The sequence below is a fragment of the Streptomyces sp. NBC_00154 genome, from assembly GCF_026342835.1.
GTDB lineage: Bacteria > Actinomycetota > Actinomycetes > Streptomycetales > Streptomycetaceae > Streptomyces.
The window spans coordinates 880092-896243 of the sequence record NZ_JAPEMI010000001.1; the positions used below are offsets into that span (position 1 = coordinate 880092).

Here is a 16152-nt window from a genome sequence, read left to right on the forward strand (position 1 = left end):
GCCCCGGACGGCACTCAGGAATTCTCGGCCAGGACCTCGTTGCGCGGCACGGCGCCCCTCCTCTCCCGCACCTGGGCATAGCTCACGAGGCCGACGAGAAGCGTGAGGAGCGCGACCGACGAGCCCGCCGTGCCGAGGTCGAGACCCCCCTTGGCGGCAGGCTTGGTGAGGAAGTCGCCGACGGTGGCGCCGAGCGGGCGAGTGAGTACGAACGCGATCCAGAACAGCAGGACGTTCGGCACGGAAGGCACCCACATGAGCGCGAGGAGCCCCGCGAGCAGTCCGGTGACGAGAAGTGCGCCACCCGCATAGCCGAGTCCCGAACTGTCGGACAGGAAATCGCCCATGGATGTGCCGAGCGTGTTCGACACGAGGATCGCCGACCAGAAAAGAGCCTCCGCACGAAAGGTGACGATGTCCCGGATGGCGAACGTCAGCCCGGTGAACTTCCAGACGACGAAGATGGCGATCAAAAGCGAGACCAGGATCGCGGCTCCCGTGGGGTATCCCAGCCCCAGGCCCTGCGGCCCCCAGCCCAGCGACTTGGAACCGCCGGAAAGGTACTTGGCGCTGGCGTCACGGTTCATGAAGTCGGACATCGTGGTGCCCGCCATGCTGGTGGACAGGATGACGGTCCAGTAGAAAAAGGGGTTGTAGCGCGTGGACCTCAGCTGTACGACCAGCGTGACGACGAAGATCAGGAACAGTGCGACCGTGGTGAGGAAATAGCCGAGCCCCAGGGTCTGGGCGAACAGGTCACCGGCCGTCTCGCCGAGCGTCGTCGCGGCGATCTTCATGATCCAGAAGGCCAGGGTCACCTCCGGCAGTTTCTTCATCACACTTTTACTGATGGTGGCGTTCGCACCGGTAAGGAATTCCGACTTTCCCAATTTCAATCGCTCCTCGTCGGCTGATCGGCGTCCCGCCCTCCCGGAGTGAGCACCTTGCCCGTTGCACGGGTCGGACGACCGGACATCACAGTGTTGCGGACACGAGACATCCCTTTACGGCGGTGGCGTTGCGTGTTCACGGGTGTTTCTCGCTTCTCCGTACACGAAAAGCGAGGCGCGCTGCTTTCGGTGAATTCGACGACGCGGTAGCGGTCTTCGCTTTCGGTCACGAGCGCCGACTCGCGCGCGTTACGTGGCAGCGCGACATGCGGAGGCTCCGCTGCTTGACGGAGACCCCGCACGCCGGACACCCGCATGGACGCGCACGGCGTGCCTGACTGCCGCACTGCGCGGACGATGGGAGGGATGGCGCACCCGTGTCGGGCGCCTCCGCCACGTCACCGCACCCCGCAGCCCCTATCACTCCGTCCCCGCATCAGCCCCACGCCCGACGCCGTGTCGCCCCATCCGTCACCCGAACACCACAGCCCCGCCGAGTCCTCATCTCATATCTGAGATAACCTGGCGCCATGTCAGACGACTACCTCGCACGCATCGGCAAGCTCATACGTGACGCCCGTCAGCACCGGGGCTGGACACAGAGCCAACTTGCCGAAGCGCTCGGCACCAGCCAGAGCGCCGTCAACCGCATCGAGCGGGGCAATCAGAACATCAGCCTTGAGATGATTGCCCGTATCGGTGAAGCACTCGACAGTGAGATCGTGTCGCTCGGCTATGCCGGACCGATGCACCTGCGGGTGGTCGGCGGGCGCCGCCTCTCCGGCTCGATCGACGTCAAGACCAGCAAGAACGCGTGCGTGGCGCTGCTGTGCGGCTCGCTGCTCAACAAGGGGCGTACGGTCCTGCGCCGCGTCGCCCGGATCGAGGAGGTCTATCGCCTCCTCGAAGTTCTGAACTCCATAGGTGTGCGGACCCGCTGGATCAACGACGGGACCGACCTGGAGATAGTCCCGCCGGCCCAGCTCGACATGGCCGCCATCGACGCGGACGCGGCCCGCCGCACCCGGTCCATCATCATGTTCCTCGGCCCGCTGCTGCACCGCATGGACCAGTTCAAGCTGCCGTACGCGGGCGGCTGCGACCTCGGCACCCGGACCATCGAGCCGCACATGATCGCGCTGCGCCGGTTCGGCCTGGAGATCGCCGCGACCGAGGGCCTCTACCACGCCCAGATCGACCACTCGATCACCCCCGACCGCCCCATCGTGCTGACCGAGCGCGGCGACACGGTGACGGAGAACGCGCTGCTGGCGGCCGCCCGCCACAACGGCACGACCGTCATCCGTAACGCGTCGTCCAACTACATGGTCCAGGACCTGTGCTTCTTCCTGGAGGCGCTGGGCATACGCATCGACGGCATCGGTACGACGACGCTGACCGTGCACGGCGTGGCGAACATAGACGTGGATGTCGACTACTCCCCCTCCGAGGACCCGGTCGAGGCGATGAGTCTGCTCGCCGCCGCCGTGGTGACGGAGTCCGAGCTGACGATCCGCCGGGTGCCGATCGAGTTCCTGGAGATCGAGCTCGCGGTGCTCGAGGAGATGGGCGTCGACTGCGACCGCACGACGGAGTACGCGGCGGACAACGGCCGCACCCGGCTGGTCGATCTGACGGTCCGGCCCTCCAAGCTGGAGGCCCCGATCGACAAGATCCACCCGATGCCGTTCCCCGGTCTCAACATCGACAACGTGCCGTTCTTCGCGGCCATCGCCGCCTCCGCGCACGGCAAGACCCTCATACACGACTGGGTCTACGACAACCGCGCCATCTATCTGACGGACCTCAACCGACTGGGCGGCCGGCTCCAGCTGCTCGACCCGCACCGGGTCCTGGTGGAGGGCCCGACCCGCTGGCGCGCGGCCGAGATGATCTGCCCGCCGGCGCTGCGACCCGCCGTGGTGGTGCTGCTCGCGATGATGGCGGCCGAGGGCACCTCCGTACTGCGCAACGTGTACGTGATCAACCGCGGTTACGAGGAACTGGCGGAGCGCCTCAACTCGGTGGGCGCACAGATCGAGATCTTCCGCGACATCTGACGAAGGGCTGTCACCGCGCCCTAACACCCCCTCCGAACTGGACAAATGCCGGTTCGGAGGGGCATGTCGGAAACCGTGCGACGTCTCTGGGCCTTTACGCCGGGACGAACGCCCTCGGCCGGACCCTGGCAACACGAAGTCCCCGCGGCCGTTCAGCGGGCTCGGAGTGGTCGACCGGCCACCCGCCCGCAGCGAGGCGGTTCACCCCGTGCTGTCGGCCACCGGATAAGGGACGAACGTGCTGCTGTTCTCGTCGATCGTGAGCGGGCGGCCCAGCGGTGGTACCGCGCGCTGGGGGCAGTCCAGGCGTTCGCAGATGCGGCAGCCCATGCCGATCGGGGTGGCGGCGGAGGCATTTTCGAGGTCGAGCCCGTCGGAGTAGACCAGACGCGAGGCGTGACGGATCTCGCAGCCCAGGCCGATGGCGAAGGTCTTGCCGGGTTCGCCCCAGCCGCCGCGGTGCCGCGTGATCGCTCGCGCGGTCCACAGGTACCGCTGCCCGTCGGGCATGGCGGCGATCTGAACGTGGATGCGGCCAGGTGCCGCGAATGCCTCGTAGACGTTCCAAAGGGGGCATGTGCCGCCGGCCCTGGAGAAGTGGAAGCCGGTGGCCGACTGACGTTTCGACATGTTCCCCGCCCGGTCGACGCGGACGAACGAGAACGGCACCCCCCGCAGCCTCGGGCGCTGGAGGGTGCTCAGCCGGTGGCAGACGGTCTCGTAGCCGAGCCCGAAGTGGTCGGCGAGGCGCTCGATGTCGTAGCGCGCCTCCTCGGCAGCGGTGTGGAAGACGCCGTACGGAAGGATCAGGGCTGCTGCGAAGTAGTTGGCGACGCCGATGCGGGCCAAGGCGTGCGTCGGGGACCCTGACGGGAAGTCCTCGGCTGCCAGCCGGTCGATTTCCTTGCCGTATTCGAGCAGGGCGAGCTGTGTCGCCATGCGGAACGCCCGCTGGCCCGGCCGGAGGCGACTCGACAGGTGCAGGGTGCGTGAGGCGTTGTCGTAGTGGTGCAGGCGCTCGGCCGCCCGCGTCGTCGGCCGGACGCCGTGCTTCTCGGTGAGCCTTTGCGCAAGCACCCTGACGACGTCTCCCGGATGGATGCCGATGCTGTGGGCCAGTTCCTCGGCGGCGAGATCCGTGTCGTGCAGGTAGTTGTGGCGCCGGTAGAAGAACTCCCGGATCTCTTCGTGCGGTGAGCGCGGAGCCGGGAGCCGGGCGTCGCGATTGTCGGTCTCTCCGGCGATCCGTTCGGCGAGGACCTGCCCACGGCGGCTCAAGTCGAGCAGCACCTTCGCAACAGCCGGCATCCGGGCAGCCAGTTCCGCGAGATCGGTCGGTGAGACGCGCGCCTCGGCCACCTCACCGGCCAGCGCCTCGCGCAGGTCGGCCACGAGTCTGCTTGTGTCGCGTTCGGAGAAGAAGCCCGGGTCGACGCCGAAGGCTTCGGTGAGTCTGAGCAACACGGGGACCGTCAGCGGACGGGAGTCGTGCTCCATCTGGTTCAGGTAGCTGGGCGAGATACCCAGCACACGGGCCAGTTCGGCCTGGCTCAAGCGCCGTTCCTCTCGCAGGCGCCGCAGTCGCGCGCCCGCATACGTCTTGCTCACGGCGCTTCTCCCTCCGCACTCCCACCTGGTGGGCCGACTGCGGGCACACCCGCCCGGTCAGACTCGTACACCCTACGCGGAGACCCGGTTCTGCGGACCTTCGCAATCATGGCAAGCAAGTGAGGAAAGACTCGCAGAACTTGGCAGACGTCTCTCATGGAAGGCACGCAGTGCCAGCTTCAGAATTGCCATGCGGCCCACCGGACTCCGGCGGACGGAGCGGAATCGGGGTGCGATTCACGCCCTGACGTCGGAGATCCCGACCCTTCCGTCCGACTCGGCAACATTGCTTCCGATGCCCATCACGGAGCCGACCGGCCGCATCCTTCCACCAGTTCGGCACCGAGTGCCAAACATTCGCATAGTTCACGAACCCACGGGAGACGGGGCCGCCCGCTCCCACATGCAGGCCGCGTGAACTGGCCGCATACGGCTACCCGCGCGACGCCGGGCCCGGCGTCTGCGACATCCACTCCCCGCGCGTGCCCAGCGCCGAGGAGGCGGCGGCCCTCCTTCGGAGGGGACTTGAAGCCATCCCGGCCGGGCGCCCGTGGGTCAACCCCCGACTGAAGCACGTCTCTCTCGGCCCCTTCCCGCACGCCACCCATGATCGCCCAGGCACTGGTCCTGGGCGCCTCCGCGCAGCTGCGTCGCATGGCCGGCATGGGTGCTACTTCTCGAACTCCCCGTCGGCGCGGCTCAGGTTCTCGTCCAGTGCCGCCGCGTTCAGCGCTGCCGTGAGTCGGTTGAGGCGGCCCTGCAGATCGGTGATCTCGTCAAGGTCGAAGCCGGTCGCCGCGGCGATCCGGCGCGGCACGGCCAGCGCCCGCTCGCGCAGTGCCGTGCCCTCGTCCGTGAGGTGGATGTGCACCGAGCGCTCGTCCTGGGCGCTGCGCTCGCGCCGTACCAGGCCCGCCGCCTCCAGGCGCTTCAGCAGCGGCGACAGCGTGCCGGAGTCGAGCCGCAGATACTCTCCCAGCTTCTTCACCGGCAGCTCGCCGTACTCCCAGAGCGCCAGCATCACCAGGTACTGGGGATAGGTGAGCCCGAGGTCCTTGAGCAGCACGCGGTACACGCCGCCGAAGGCACGTGACGCGGCGTTCAGGGAAAAGCAGATCTGCTGGTCGAGGCGGAGGTAGTCGGCCTCGGACGGGGCTTCGCGGCTCGGACTGGGCGTGGAGGTCATGGATCCAGCATAGCCCCGCATGCCATTGAGTTGTGCGCAACTCAGTTGTGTGCTTTTCTGTAGTTGAGCGGCGGACAGCGCCGCCGGAACATGAATTTCGAGAGGGATGGTTTCCATGGAAGCGCTCTACACCGCCGTCGCCACTGCCACCCACGGTCGCGAGGGCCGCGCCGTCACCCCTGACGGCAAGCTGGACCTGCAGCTGGCCATCCCGGTGGAGATGGGCGGCAGCGGCCAGGGCACGAACCCCGAGCAGCTGTTCGCCGCCGGTTACGCCGCCTGCTTCGCCAGCGCCCTGGGACTCGTCGGCCGTCAGGCCAAGATCGACGTCAGTGACGCCGCCGTGACCGGTGAGGTCGGCATCGGCAAGCAGGGTGAGGGTTTCGGCCTCGCGGTCACGCTGCGCGTGGAGTTGCCCGCAACGGTCGACGAGGCCACCGGCCGCAAGCTGGTCGAGCAGGCCCACCAGGTCTGCCCCTACTCCAACGCGACCCGCGGCAACATCCCGGTCGAGCTCGTCATCGAGTAGCGGCCTCCGGGCGGCGACGGGCCGGCGTCCGGGCGAGGCCGACCCGGGCCGGCTCCAGCCCGCGCCGGCTCCACCCCGCTCACTGTGTGAGCGGGGCCAGGGTGCCCGGCCGCCCATTGCCCTCGTGCCGTCGCCGGTGACTGCGTGGCCGTGTCGTGGGCATGGTGGGCCTTCAGGTGGCGAGCGATCGTCCCGGGCAGTTTCTCCCGGGCGATGGTGCGGGGCCGGCTGCCTTGCATGACCGCGGCCACCGCCGGGGACCGGTGCGCATGGGCGTCCGCCATTCGCATGGAGCTGGGCCCGAATGGCGTGTACGGGGCCCGGGCAGCCGGCCTCGCCGTATCAGATGGCTGTAATGATCACGGCAGGGGAATCGCGATGACGGCCGCCGGTCCGGCTCCGACCGGGCTGCAGTCGCGCGAAAGAGAGAAGCCGGTCGCCGGTGGGGCGGAGAGCGCGGAAGCCGTACGGCCACGGACCGGTCGCTGGCCGGCAGCGCTCTGTCTTCTGCCGCTCGGGCTCCTCGGTGTGGCCGCGTGGTTCGGGAGGTGGGTCCGGCCCGGGGGCGACGAATGGTGTTTTCTGCCCGTCGTGCGCGACGAAGGCCTCTCCGGGATGGTCGGCAAGTTCTATCTCGGGGACAACGGCCGGATCGCGAATGCCGTACTGGTCTGGGCGTACGCGAGGTTCGGTGTCGCGGGGCACCAGTGGTTCGGGCTGGTCAGCGGGGGCCTCATGCTGGGGATCCTGTGGGCGGTGACCGTATCGGCGCTGCGCAGGGCCGGTCTCACGGCGCCGCGTGGAGTCCCATTGCTCGTGGCGTCGATGGTGATGGCCGTTTTTCTGTTCGCGACGCCCAATACGTACAAGACGTTCTACTGGCCCGCCGCGTCCGTCTCACACACCATGGCGCCGATGCTCGCCTGTGCCGCGGCCGTACCGCTGCTCCGGGCCCGGTCCCGCCGGGGGCGGCGCTGTGCGCTGGTCGGGGTATTCGTGGCCGGTCTCTGCATCGGGACGCTCTCGGAGGAGACGTCCGTCGTCGTGCTCGTCGTCCTGTCGGCCGTTCTGCTGCTCCTCGCCGGGCAACGCCGTGGTGTCCGGGGCTGGTGCCTGACAGGCATGGCGGGGACCGGGATCGGGACGCTCGTGCTCTACACGTCGCCGGGTGCCCGGATCCGGCGGGGGCGATTCGGCACGGACGGGGTGTCCTTCCTCGCGCCCGACTCGCTCCTCGGGTCCCTGCGCGGCTTCGGGCACATTCTGGGGACGCTCCTCACGACGTGGGCCTATCTGGGCGCGGTCGCGGCCGGGGTTCTGCTGGGGCTCCTGATCAGGGGGCCGGGCGGGCGGCGCGTGGTCCTGCCGGTGCGCCGGCGGCTGATGGCCTGCGTGGCTGTTCTCGCGTTTCTCCTCTCCGGGTACCTCTGCACGGTCGTCGCGTATCCCGTCTTCAGGGAGAGCGTGACAACCTCTACGCGGATCTGGAACGACTACCTCCTGCTGTACGTCGCGGTGCTCGTCGGTGCCGGTGCGCTGCTGGGACTTGCCCTGGGGCAACGGACACGGCACACCGGTGCGGTGCAGGCGGCCGGTGCTGCGGTGTGCGTCGCCGTGTGCCTCGCACTTGCCGTCCCACTGTGGCGGCTCGAAGCGGACATGCGCGTCCGAGCTGTGAAGTGGGACCACCAGGACCAGTGGCTGCGGGCGCGTGCGGCGGCCGGTGACCGGGTCCTCCCGTACAGGCCCGTGTCGGTCGCCGGGATGGTGGAACCGTTCCGCAAGCACGGGCGGAGGGTCTGGCCGGCCACCTGTGTCGCCGACTACTACCGCCTGGAGCGGATCACCTACTCGCTGCGGCTCCACTGACGTCGCCGGACGCCTTCGTGACCGCGATCACGACGGCGTCGTCGCCCAGGCGCCCGCCGACGTGGCGCAACAGGTCGTCGTGCAGGTGGCGTACGAGGGACTCGGGGCAGGTCCCCGTCCAGGCGGCGAGCCGGTCGGCGAGCGGGTAGAAGGTGCCCCTGCGGTCGCGTGCCTCGATGACTCCGTCGGTGTAGAGGAGCAGGAGGTCGCCGGGTGCGAAGTCGAATGTCTCAACCTGGTACTCGCTCTCCGAGGGGGCGCCGAGCCCCAGCGGGAGCGCGGGCTCACTGACCTCCAGTGTCCGTACGTGCCCGGCGCGCAGCAGCATCGGAGGGGGATGCCCGCAGTTCACCAGCTGAACGCTGTGGTCGTCGTCGCGGACGTCGAGCACCAGCGCGGTCACGAACGACTCGTTGCAGTCCGGTTCGGCCTCGGCGAGCTGCGCCATGTTCCAGTACGAGGCGTTGGCGATGTGTGACACGACGCCGGGCAGCGAAAGATTCCGGTACGCCGACCCACGGAACGCCCCCAGCACCACCGCGGCGTGCCCGAAAGCCGGGAGACCGCTGCCTCGGACGTCGCCGACCACCATGCGGGTCACGCCCGGGGCGGGTACCACCGCGTACAGGTCCCCGCCGATCTGGGCGCCCGCCTCGGCCGCGATGTACACGGACGCCATGGTGAGCGGTCCGATCCGGCGGGGCAGCGGGCGGAGCAGGCCCTGCTGCGCGACGATCGCCACCGAGCGCACCCGGCCCAGTTGTTGCTCGTACCGGTCGAGCAACCGGCGGAACACCACGAGGAACACGGAGATCACGAGGACGGCGGCGATCTGCGCCTCGTGGTTCGGTGTGGAGATGCCACCGTGCAGCGCGGCGATGACGATCTGGGCCACGACGGCCAGCGCCCCGACGGCCGCCGTCAGTCCGGGGCCGGCGAACGCGGCGGTGAGCGCGGGCGCCGCGATGAGGAACGGACCGAGGTGGACGGTCTCCGGGGTGTTGATGTCGATCAGCGCGGTCGTCGCGATGATCGCGAGCGGCACGATGAGCAGTCCGTGGGTCGGGCGCCACGGAGTGGTGAAACGGGTGGCCCTGTGCCGGACGCGCATATCTCCTGCCTACACCCGTGATGTCCGGCCCGCCTCGTCGATGGGTCCGGCCGCTTCCGTCGACTCTCCCGGGTCAGCGTTCTTCGGTCAGCTGGGCGTCCAGTTCGTCGAAAAGCAGCTCGCCGTGGTCGATCTGGCCGGTCCGGTACGCCGATCGTGCGACCAGGTGGGCGGCGACCGGTCCGGTCATCAGCTGGAAGAACCCGATCAGCGCGAGCGTGGCGAGGTCCATGCCGCTGCGCAGCCGCAGCGCGACTCCGGCGAGGACCAGCAGCAGGCCGAGGCTCTGCGGCTTCGTCGCGGCGTGGCTGCGCGACAGGACGTCCGGCAGCCGCAGCATGCCGATCACCCCGAGCAGGCAGATGGCCGCGCCGATGAAGACCAGTACCGCACCGGTCGTGTCGGCGATCTGGAGCCAGACGTTCACTCCGGTTTCTCCTCGGTCCTCGGCCGGTCGCGTACGGCTTTCCTCGGCCGGTCGCGGACGGCGATGAAGCGGGCGATGCCCACCGAGCCGGTGAACCCGAGAAAGGCCAGCACCAGCATGATCGGGAAATAGAACGGGTCTCGTGCGACGGCGGACTTGGCGCCGAGGCCCGCGATGATGAGGGCGGCGCACACATCCAGCGAGATCGCCCGGTCCAGCATCGAGGGGCCGCGCCAGATGCGGGCGAGCAGAGCCGCTCCGGCGATGACGAGCACCACCACGGAGGCGGTGAGCAGGACCCTGTCGACGGCCTCCGGAGCGCTCATGAGCCCGCCCCCGGCCCGTCCGTCCGCGGCGTCGCCGGTGGTGGTTCGGCCACCCGGACGATCTCGTCGCGGGTGCCGAAGGCCCGTACCGTCAGCCGTTCCATTCGCCAGACGGATTGCCTGGCCGCGTCGAGCACGGCGGGCCGGTCCGCGTCGAGGACGTGGACGAAGACGGTGGCCGTGGCGCGGCGTACCTCGACGACGGATCCGCCGGGCACGTTCGACACGGCGACGGCGGTCGCCGCGAGCATCAGGTCGGAGCGGCAGCGCAGCGGTACGGCGATGACGGCGGCCCGGTGCGGATGGTCGACGAAGATCTGCCGGGTGACCTTCACGCCCGAGGTGTACATGTCGTAGAGCAGATAGCCGGCGAGCAGCACGATGCCCCACGGGTGGAGCCGGAGCCCGAGATCGACGCGGGGCAGCGGGAAGGCCAGACAGACCGCCACCGCGACGACGACGCCGGTCACCACATTGGCCCAGCTCAGACTGGACCAGAGCAGCACCCAGATGACGGTGAGCCAGGCGATCAGCGGAAGGTCGAGGACGCGCCGTCGACGGCCGGCGAATTCGCAGCTGAAGGGCGGCAGTTCCGCGTTCCGGTAGGACAGGGTGATCCAGCGTTTCACCGGCCGAGCACCGCCTCGATGTAGGGGGAGCGTGCGAGAAGTTCGGCGGCCGTGCGGTCGGTGTACGACGTCAGGGGTCCGGCGAGCACGGTGAAGGAGAGTCCGAGGGCGACGGCTGCCGCGGTGGCGGCGGTCATGAGCGTCGGCAGCTTCGTCGTGGTGGTGACGGCATGGCCGTGGAGGGTGGCCGCGACCGCGAGCCCGGCGGGCTGGTGCCGGTGGAGGATCGGTTCGTCGCCGGTGCCGGGAATGCGGTCCGGGCCCTCGTCGGCGTCCTCGTCGCTGTCGTTCTCGTCGTCGGACTCCAGGACGGTGCCGTCCGCGGCCTGGCCGGGTGGTGCGGCCCGCCAGAACGCCAGGTTCCAGACCTTGGCCATCACGTACAGCGTCAGCAGGCTGGTCGCCACCGAGCCGGCGACCAGGATCCAGGCCCAGACGCCGCCGTCGGCGACACCGGCCCGCATGAGACCGAGCTTGCCGATGAAGCCGGACAGCGGCGGGATCCCGGCAAGGTTCATGGCGGGCACGAAGAAGAGGGCGGCGAGCACCGGGGCGGCTCTGGCCAGTCCGCCGATCCGGGTGAGTTCGGTGGTGCCGGTGCGGCGCTCGATCAGTCCGGCGACGAGGAACAGCGTCGTCTGGACGGTGATGTGGTGGGCGACGTAGACGATCGCGCCGCCGTACGCCTCGCGGGAGGCGAGGCCGATACCGAAGACCATGTAGCCGATGTGGCTGATGAGGATGAAGGAGAGCAGCCGCTTCAGGTCGGTCTGCGCGACGGCTCCGAGGATGCCGATCATCATCGAGGCGAGCGCGGCCGCCATCAGCAGGTCGCCGAGCCGGTTGCCGGGGAAGAGCAGCGTCTCCGTACGGAGCATGCAGTAGACGCCGACCTTGGTGAGCAGGCCCGCGAAGACGGCGGTGACGGGGGCGGGTGCGGTGGGGTACGAGTCGGGGAGCCAGGCGGCGAGCGGGAACACGGCGGCCTTGATGGCGAACACGGTCAGCAGCATGGCCTGGATCAGGGTCTGTACACCGAGCGGGAGTTCGCCCAGTCGCTGGGCCAGCTGGGCCAGGTTGGCGGTGCCGGTGGCCGCGTATGTCATGGCGATCGCGGTGAGGAACAGCATCGACGAGAAGAGCGAGATGATCACGTATGTGGAGCCGGCCCGGACCCGGGGGCCGGTGCCGCCGAGGGTGAGCAGCACGAAGCTCGCCACCAGCATGATCTCGAAGCCGACGTAGAGGTTGACGAGGTCACCGGCGAGGAAGGTGCAGGAGACCCCGGCGACCAGGATCAGATAGGCGGGGTGGAAGACCGCCACGGGTGTCTCTTCGTCGCGGTCGGCCATGCCCTGGCCGAGGGAGTAGACCAGCACGCAGAGGGTGACGGCCGAGGAGACGGTCAGCATCAGCCCGGACAGCCGGTCGGCGACCAGGGTGATGCCGATCGGCGGGGCGAAGTCGCCGAGATGGACGGTCAGGGGGCCGCGGGAGTCGGCGGCGATCATCAGGGCGACGGAGAGCGCGAGTACGGCGGTGAGCACGGCGACGCTGATCATGCGCTGGAACTGTTTGAGCCGGGTGCCGAAGGCGAGGCTCAGGCCGGTGGCGCAGAGCGGCAGCAGCACCGGCAGCGGGACGAGTGCGTTCACCCGGTGTCTCCTCGGTTCGCGTCTGCGGCAGGGCATTCGGTACGGGCTTCGGCGTAGTCCTGCGGGTCGGCGCCCAGCACGTCGTGCCAGAGGTCTCCGGAGGCGTCCCGGCCGCGGGCCTGGAGGGCGCGGTCGGCGCGGAGCCGGGCCCGGAGGCGTTTGCGTTCCTCCCGGTACCGGGCGCGTTCCTCCGCCGTGGGTTCGGACGCGGACCGGTACTGCTCGCGCAGTTCGTCCCGCTCCCCCAGCACCTCGGCGCGCAGCGCGATACGCCGGTCCTCCAGGTCGTCGTGGACCTCGTCGGTGCCGGTCAACTGGTGGCTGCGGTACGCCATGGCGAGGAGGAACGCCGTGGTGGCGAGCGTGATGACGATCGCGGTCAGGGCGATGGCCTGCGGCAGCGGGTCGGTCACCTGCCACAGCGGGACGCCGTACAGGAGGGGCGCCCTGCCCGCCGATCCGGTGGCGGACAGGACGAGCAGGTTGATGCCGTTGCCCGCGATCACCGCGCCGAGCAGGATGCGGGTGAGGGGGCGGGTGAGCATGAGGATGCCGCCGACGGCGCACAGCACGGCGGCCGTGGCCAGAAGCGAGGCGCTGACCGTCATCCGGGGGCACCTCCGGCCTCGGGCGTGGCTCCCGGTCCCGCTTCCCCCCGGCGTGCCGCCTTCTCCGCCGCTGCATTCTCCGCTGCGGCTTTCTCCACCGCGGCCCGCTCGATCTGGCGGTCGATCTTGGCTCCGAGTGCGCGCACGATGTCCAGCACCACGCCCAGCACCAGCAGGTACACGCCGAAGTCGAAGAGGACCGGCGTGCCCAGGTGGTACGGGCCGAACACGGGCAGCCGGCCGTGATACGTCCAGGCGTGCAGCACGGTTCCCTCGGCAAGCCCGAGCAGCGCCACCCCGGTGGAGAGGAACAGCCCGAGGCCGGTGAAGAGCCCCGGCTGCAGCGGTGCGGCTTCGGCGAGTTCGAAGCGGCCGCCCGCCAGATAGCGGGTGATCAGCCCGACACCGGCGACGAGTCCGGCGACGAACCCGCCGCCCGGCATGTTCTCGGCGCAGAACAGCAGATAGACGGAGAGCACCAGGATCGGGTGGAACAACAGCCGGGCCACGACCTCGAAGACGACCGACCGGTGTTCGGGGGCGAGCGTGGCGCCGGCCGCGAGCCAGCTCCGCTCGGGCGCGCCTTCGTCGCCGTGCGGCAGCCCGGTCAGTCCGCGCTCCGTCAGCGACCAGGCCGTACGTCCGGGGACCTCCTCGCGCAGCCCGGATCCGTCCGCGCGGCGGTGCAGATAGATCAGGCTGGTCACGCCGATCGCCGCGGCGGCGAGCACGGCGGACTCCCCCATCGTGTCCCAGGCCCGCAGGTCGACCAGGATGGTGGCGACGACGTCCTTGAGCCCGTGGTGCGCGGTCTCCTCGACCATGGCGGCCCCGGCGGGGTCGGCGGTACGTGCGGCCGCCGCGACCCACACCACCACGCTCAAGGTGGCGGCCGCGGCCAGCGCCACGGGAATGCGTACCGCGCGCCGCCACGTACTGACCGACTCCTGGAAGTGCACCGGCATCCGCCGCAGCACCAGCACGAACACGACCATGGACACCGTCTCGACGCAGAACTGGGTGAGCGCCAGATCGGGGCCTCCCTGGACGACGAAGAGCAGCGCGGTCCCGTACCCCGTCAGTCCCGCCAGGACCACCGCCTTCATCCGGCGGCTGACGGTGAGACAGAGAAGCGCGGCCGCGCAGGTCAGGGCGGCCACGGCGCCCTGCAGCGGAACGTCCCAGAGCCGCGGCGCCGACGCCCCGTGCCACGGCCGGTCCACCCCGAGCACGGCAAGCTGTCCGGCGAGCATGACGAGCAGGGTGGTGGCGAGGTAGCCGGAGAGCGAGCCGCGCTGGACGAATCCGGTGATCTCCAGCGAGGTCCGCTCCAGGCCGAGCAGCAGACGGCCGAAGACCCGGTCGGCGGTCGGCCAGGCGATCCGCCGGGAGAGCCGGGTCACGGTGGTGCGCCCGGCGAAGAGCACCGCACCGCCAACCGTGGCGACGGCCGACAGCATCAGGGCGGTGCCGAATCCGTGCCAGAGCGCGAGGTGGTACGGATGCGCGGGTACGGGGAACTCGTCGGCGTACGCGCTGAGCAGCCGGTGGACCCGGCCGATGCCCGGTCCGAGCACCAGGCCGCAGAGCGCCAGCAGGGCGGGCGGGGCGAGGAACGCCCAGCCGACCCGGTGCACCGGGGTGTCCTCGACCCCGGGCTTACGGGCGAACGCGCCCCAGACGAACCGTACGGCGTACGCGACGGTCAGCGTCGAGCCCGCCACGGTGACGGCGAGCGCCCAGCGGTCCGCGGCGTCGCCGTGCAGCAGTGCGTCGAACGCGGCCTCCTTCGCGACGAATCCGAGCAGCGGGGGCAGTGCGGCCATGGACGCGGCGGCCAGTACGGCGACCGCGCAGACGTACGGCAGCTCCCGGCCGACGCCGGAGAGTCTGCGCAGATCGCGGGTGCCCGCCGCATGGTCGACGATGCCGGTGACGAGGAACAGCGGCGCCTTGAACAGGGCATGACTCAGGATCATGACCGCGGCGGCGAGAGCGGCGTCGCGGTTGCCGATACCGGCGAGCAGGGTGAGGAAGCCGAGCTGGCTGACGGTGCCGTAGGCGAGGACGAGCTTGAGGTCGTTCAGCCGCAGCGCCCGCCAGCCGCCGAGCAGCATGGTCGCTCCGCCGAGGACCAGGACGACGGGCCGCCAGACGGGAACGTCGGCGAAACCGGGCGCGAGGCGTGCCACCAGGTAGACACCGGCCTTGACCATGGCCGCGGCGTGCAGATAGGCGCTGACGGGGGTGGGGGCGGCCATGGCGTTCGGGAGCCAGAGGCTGAACGGCCAGATCGCCGACTTCGAGAGCGCTCCGCACAGGATGAGCACCACGGCCACCGAGATGGCGAGGCTCGTGGCCGGCGGGTCGGCGACGATCGCGGAGATCCGGTACGTTCCCGCCGCCTGACCGAGGATCAGGAAGCCGACGAGCATCGCGAGGCCGCCGAGCGTGGTCACGGTGAGCGCCTGGAGCGCGGAGCGGCGGCTGTGCTTCTGCTCGCTGCTGTATCCGATCAGCAGGTAGGAGAAGACCGTGGTCAGTTCCCAGAACAGATAGAGCGTGATCAGGTCGTCGGCGAGGACGAGGCCGAGCATGGCGCCCGCGAAGGCCAGCAGGTTCCCGGCGAAGCCGGCCAGCCGGGGGGCGTCGTCGGAGAAGTACGAGGCGCAGTACAGCAGGACGAGCGCGCCGATTCCGGCGGCGAGCAGCACCATGAGTTCGGCGAGCGCGTCGAGGCGCAGTTCGAAGAAGACGTCGTACGCCGGCATCCACCGCCACGACCAGGTCACTGATCCGCCGGACGCCGCGGTGTTCCACTGCGTGGCCGCCCACACCGTGGCGGCCGTGGGCGGCAGCGCGAGCACGACGAACGCGCGGCTGCCGAGGCGCCGCACCAGCGGGGCCGCGCACGCGGCAAGAACGAAGTGGCAGACGATGAGCGCTGTCATACGGCCCCGGTGGGCGTCCCGCGCCTGCCCGCGGCAGGCGTCCGGGGCCTGGGTGAAGCATCACGGGCATAGGGCACTGAATAGAGATATATCCCCCGCCTGCTATCACCCGTACGGCGCGCCGCGCAGAGGCAGGACACCGCTGCGGGCGCGGCTGCACGGCGACCGTCACGTCCCCGAGCACACGGGCTTCGCCAACTGGCGGGTGACGGTGCCGCGTCAGCCCGAGACGCAGGGGGTGGCGAGCCGCGCCGCCGGCAAGGACGGCGCGGCTCACCCCGATCACTGACGAACCGATGTATC

Annotated in this window: 14 protein-coding genes and 1 pseudogene; 5 read left to right on the forward strand and 10 right to left on the reverse strand. The window is 69.9% G+C overall.

Translation table 11 applies throughout. The features are described 5' to 3' along the window. Positions 1-14: 14 nt before the first annotated feature. Positions 15-836, reverse strand: a complete 822-nt coding sequence (locus tag OHA03_RS03890) for a hypothetical protein (protein ID WP_267000739.1) — start codon at positions 834-836, stop codon at positions 15-17. Between the two features lie 584 nt (positions 837-1420). Between OHA03_RS03890 and OHA03_RS03895 the strand changes: the two genes are divergently transcribed. Continuing rightward, entirely contained in the window at positions 1421-2950 is a 1530-nt protein-coding gene (locus OHA03_RS03895) for a UDP-N-acetylglucosamine 1-carboxyvinyltransferase (RefSeq protein ID WP_267000741.1), read from the forward strand. A 201-nt stretch (positions 2951-3151) separates the two neighbouring features. Here OHA03_RS03895 and OHA03_RS03900 read toward each other — a convergent pair whose 3' ends face one another. After that, positions 3152-4558, reverse strand: coding sequence for a short-chain fatty acyl-CoA regulator family protein (locus OHA03_RS03900; protein WP_267000743.1), 1407 nt, complete (start codon positions 4556-4558; stop codon positions 3152-3154). A 388-nt stretch (positions 4559-4946) separates the two neighbouring features. Between OHA03_RS03900 and OHA03_RS03905 the strand changes: the two are divergent. Further along, a pseudogene (locus tag OHA03_RS03905) lies at positions 4947-5121 on the forward strand (hypothetical protein); the annotation flags it as partial. A 107-nt stretch (positions 5122-5228) separates the two neighbouring features. On the opposite strand, the gene OHA03_RS03910 reads toward OHA03_RS03905, so the two are convergent. Then, positions 5229-5744: a MarR family winged helix-turn-helix transcriptional regulator gene (locus OHA03_RS03910; protein WP_267000745.1), complete on the reverse strand. Its 516-nt coding sequence runs from the start codon at positions 5742-5744 to the stop codon at positions 5229-5231. Positions 5745-5859: 115 nt separating this feature from the next. Here OHA03_RS03910 and OHA03_RS03915 point away from each other — a divergent pair, with 115 nt between their 5' ends. Beyond that, positions 5860-6273, forward strand: a complete 414-nt coding sequence (locus OHA03_RS03915; RefSeq protein WP_267000747.1) for an organic hydroperoxide resistance protein — start codon at positions 5860-5862, stop codon at positions 6271-6273. Positions 6274-6864: 591 nt separating this feature from the next. Further along, positions 6865-8142: a DUF6056 family protein gene (locus tag OHA03_RS03920; protein ID WP_267000749.1), complete on the forward strand. Its 1278-nt coding sequence runs from the start codon at positions 6865-6867 to the stop codon at positions 8140-8142. Here OHA03_RS03920 and OHA03_RS03925 read toward each other — a convergent pair. From OHA03_RS03925 to OHA03_RS03955, 7 genes are all read right to left on the reverse strand, one after another. Then, complete coding sequence (locus OHA03_RS03925; protein WP_267000751.1) at positions 8117-9253, reverse strand: PP2C family protein-serine/threonine phosphatase; 1137 nt, start codon at positions 9251-9253, stop codon at positions 8117-8119. The genes OHA03_RS03920 and OHA03_RS03925 overlap by 26 nt on opposite strands. A gap of 73 nt (positions 9254-9326) precedes the next feature. Beyond that, positions 9327-9680 (reverse strand): monovalent cation/H(+) antiporter subunit G, encoded by a 354-nt coding sequence (gene mnhG, locus OHA03_RS03930; protein ID WP_267000753.1) that lies wholly within the window; start codon positions 9678-9680, stop codon positions 9327-9329. Further along, positions 9677-10006: a monovalent cation/H+ antiporter complex subunit F gene (locus OHA03_RS03935; RefSeq protein ID WP_267000755.1), complete on the reverse strand. Its 330-nt coding sequence runs from the start codon at positions 10004-10006 to the stop codon at positions 9677-9679. The genes mnhG and OHA03_RS03935 overlap by 4 nt, the downstream gene beginning before the upstream one ends. After that, entirely contained in the window at positions 10003-10635 is a 633-nt protein-coding gene (locus OHA03_RS03940) for a Na+/H+ antiporter subunit E (RefSeq protein WP_267000757.1), read from the reverse strand. The genes OHA03_RS03935 and OHA03_RS03940 overlap by 4 nt, the downstream gene beginning before the upstream one ends. After that, positions 10632-12290: a Na+/H+ antiporter subunit D gene (locus tag OHA03_RS03945; RefSeq protein ID WP_267000759.1), complete on the reverse strand. Its 1659-nt coding sequence runs from the start codon at positions 12288-12290 to the stop codon at positions 10632-10634. The genes OHA03_RS03940 and OHA03_RS03945 overlap by 4 nt, the downstream gene beginning before the upstream one ends. Continuing rightward, entirely contained in the window at positions 12287-12898 is a 612-nt protein-coding gene (locus OHA03_RS03950; protein WP_267000761.1) for a Na(+)/H(+) antiporter subunit C, read from the reverse strand. The genes OHA03_RS03945 and OHA03_RS03950 overlap by 4 nt, the downstream gene beginning before the upstream one ends. Further along, positions 12895-15849 (reverse strand): Na+/H+ antiporter subunit A, encoded by a 2955-nt coding sequence (locus tag OHA03_RS03955; RefSeq protein WP_267000763.1) that lies wholly within the window; start codon positions 15847-15849, stop codon positions 12895-12897. The genes OHA03_RS03950 and OHA03_RS03955 overlap by 4 nt, the downstream gene beginning before the upstream one ends. Between OHA03_RS03955 and OHA03_RS03960 the strand changes: the two genes are divergently transcribed. Next, complete coding sequence (locus OHA03_RS03960; protein ID WP_267000765.1) at positions 15836-16138, forward strand: hypothetical protein; 303 nt, start codon at positions 15836-15838, stop codon at positions 16136-16138. The two genes, OHA03_RS03955 and OHA03_RS03960, sit on opposite strands and share 14 nt — an antisense overlap. The last annotated feature ends 14 nt before the right edge of the window (positions 16139-16152 follow it).

What these genes read in the sequence shown, in the direction of transcription:
- OHA03_RS03890 (WP_267000739.1), bottom strand. Translation starts at nt 836, where the DNA reads ATGAAGAAACTGCCGGAGGTGACCCTGGCCTTCTGGATCATGAAGATC.
- OHA03_RS03895 (WP_267000741.1), top strand. Translation starts at nt 1,421, where the DNA reads ATGTCAGACGACTACCTCGCACGCATCGGCAAGCTCATACGTGACGCC.
- OHA03_RS03910 (WP_267000745.1), bottom strand. Translation starts at nt 5,744, where the DNA reads ATGACCTCCACGCCCAGTCCGAGCCGCGAAGCCCCGTCCGAGGCCGAC.
- OHA03_RS03915 (WP_267000747.1), top strand. Translation starts at nt 5,860, where the DNA reads ATGGAAGCGCTCTACACCGCCGTCGCCACTGCCACCCACGGTCGCGAG.
- OHA03_RS03925 (WP_267000751.1), bottom strand. Translation starts at nt 9,253, where the DNA reads ATGCGCGTCCGGCACAGGGCCACCCGTTTCACCACTCCGTGGCGCCCG.
- OHA03_RS03935 (WP_267000755.1), bottom strand. Translation starts at nt 10,006, where the DNA reads ATGAGCGCTCCGGAGGCCGTCGACAGGGTCCTGCTCACCGCCTCCGTG.
- OHA03_RS03950 (WP_267000761.1), bottom strand. Translation starts at nt 12,898, where the DNA reads ATGACGGTCAGCGCCTCGCTTCTGGCCACGGCCGCCGTGCTGTGCGCC.
- OHA03_RS03960 (WP_267000765.1), top strand. Translation starts at nt 15,836, where the DNA reads ATGAGCGCTGTCATACGGCCCCGGTGGGCGTCCCGCGCCTGCCCGCGG.
- OHA03_RS03955 (WP_267000763.1), bottom strand. Translation starts at nt 15,849, where the DNA reads ATGACAGCGCTCATCGTCTGCCACTTCGTTCTTGCCGCGTGCGCGGCC.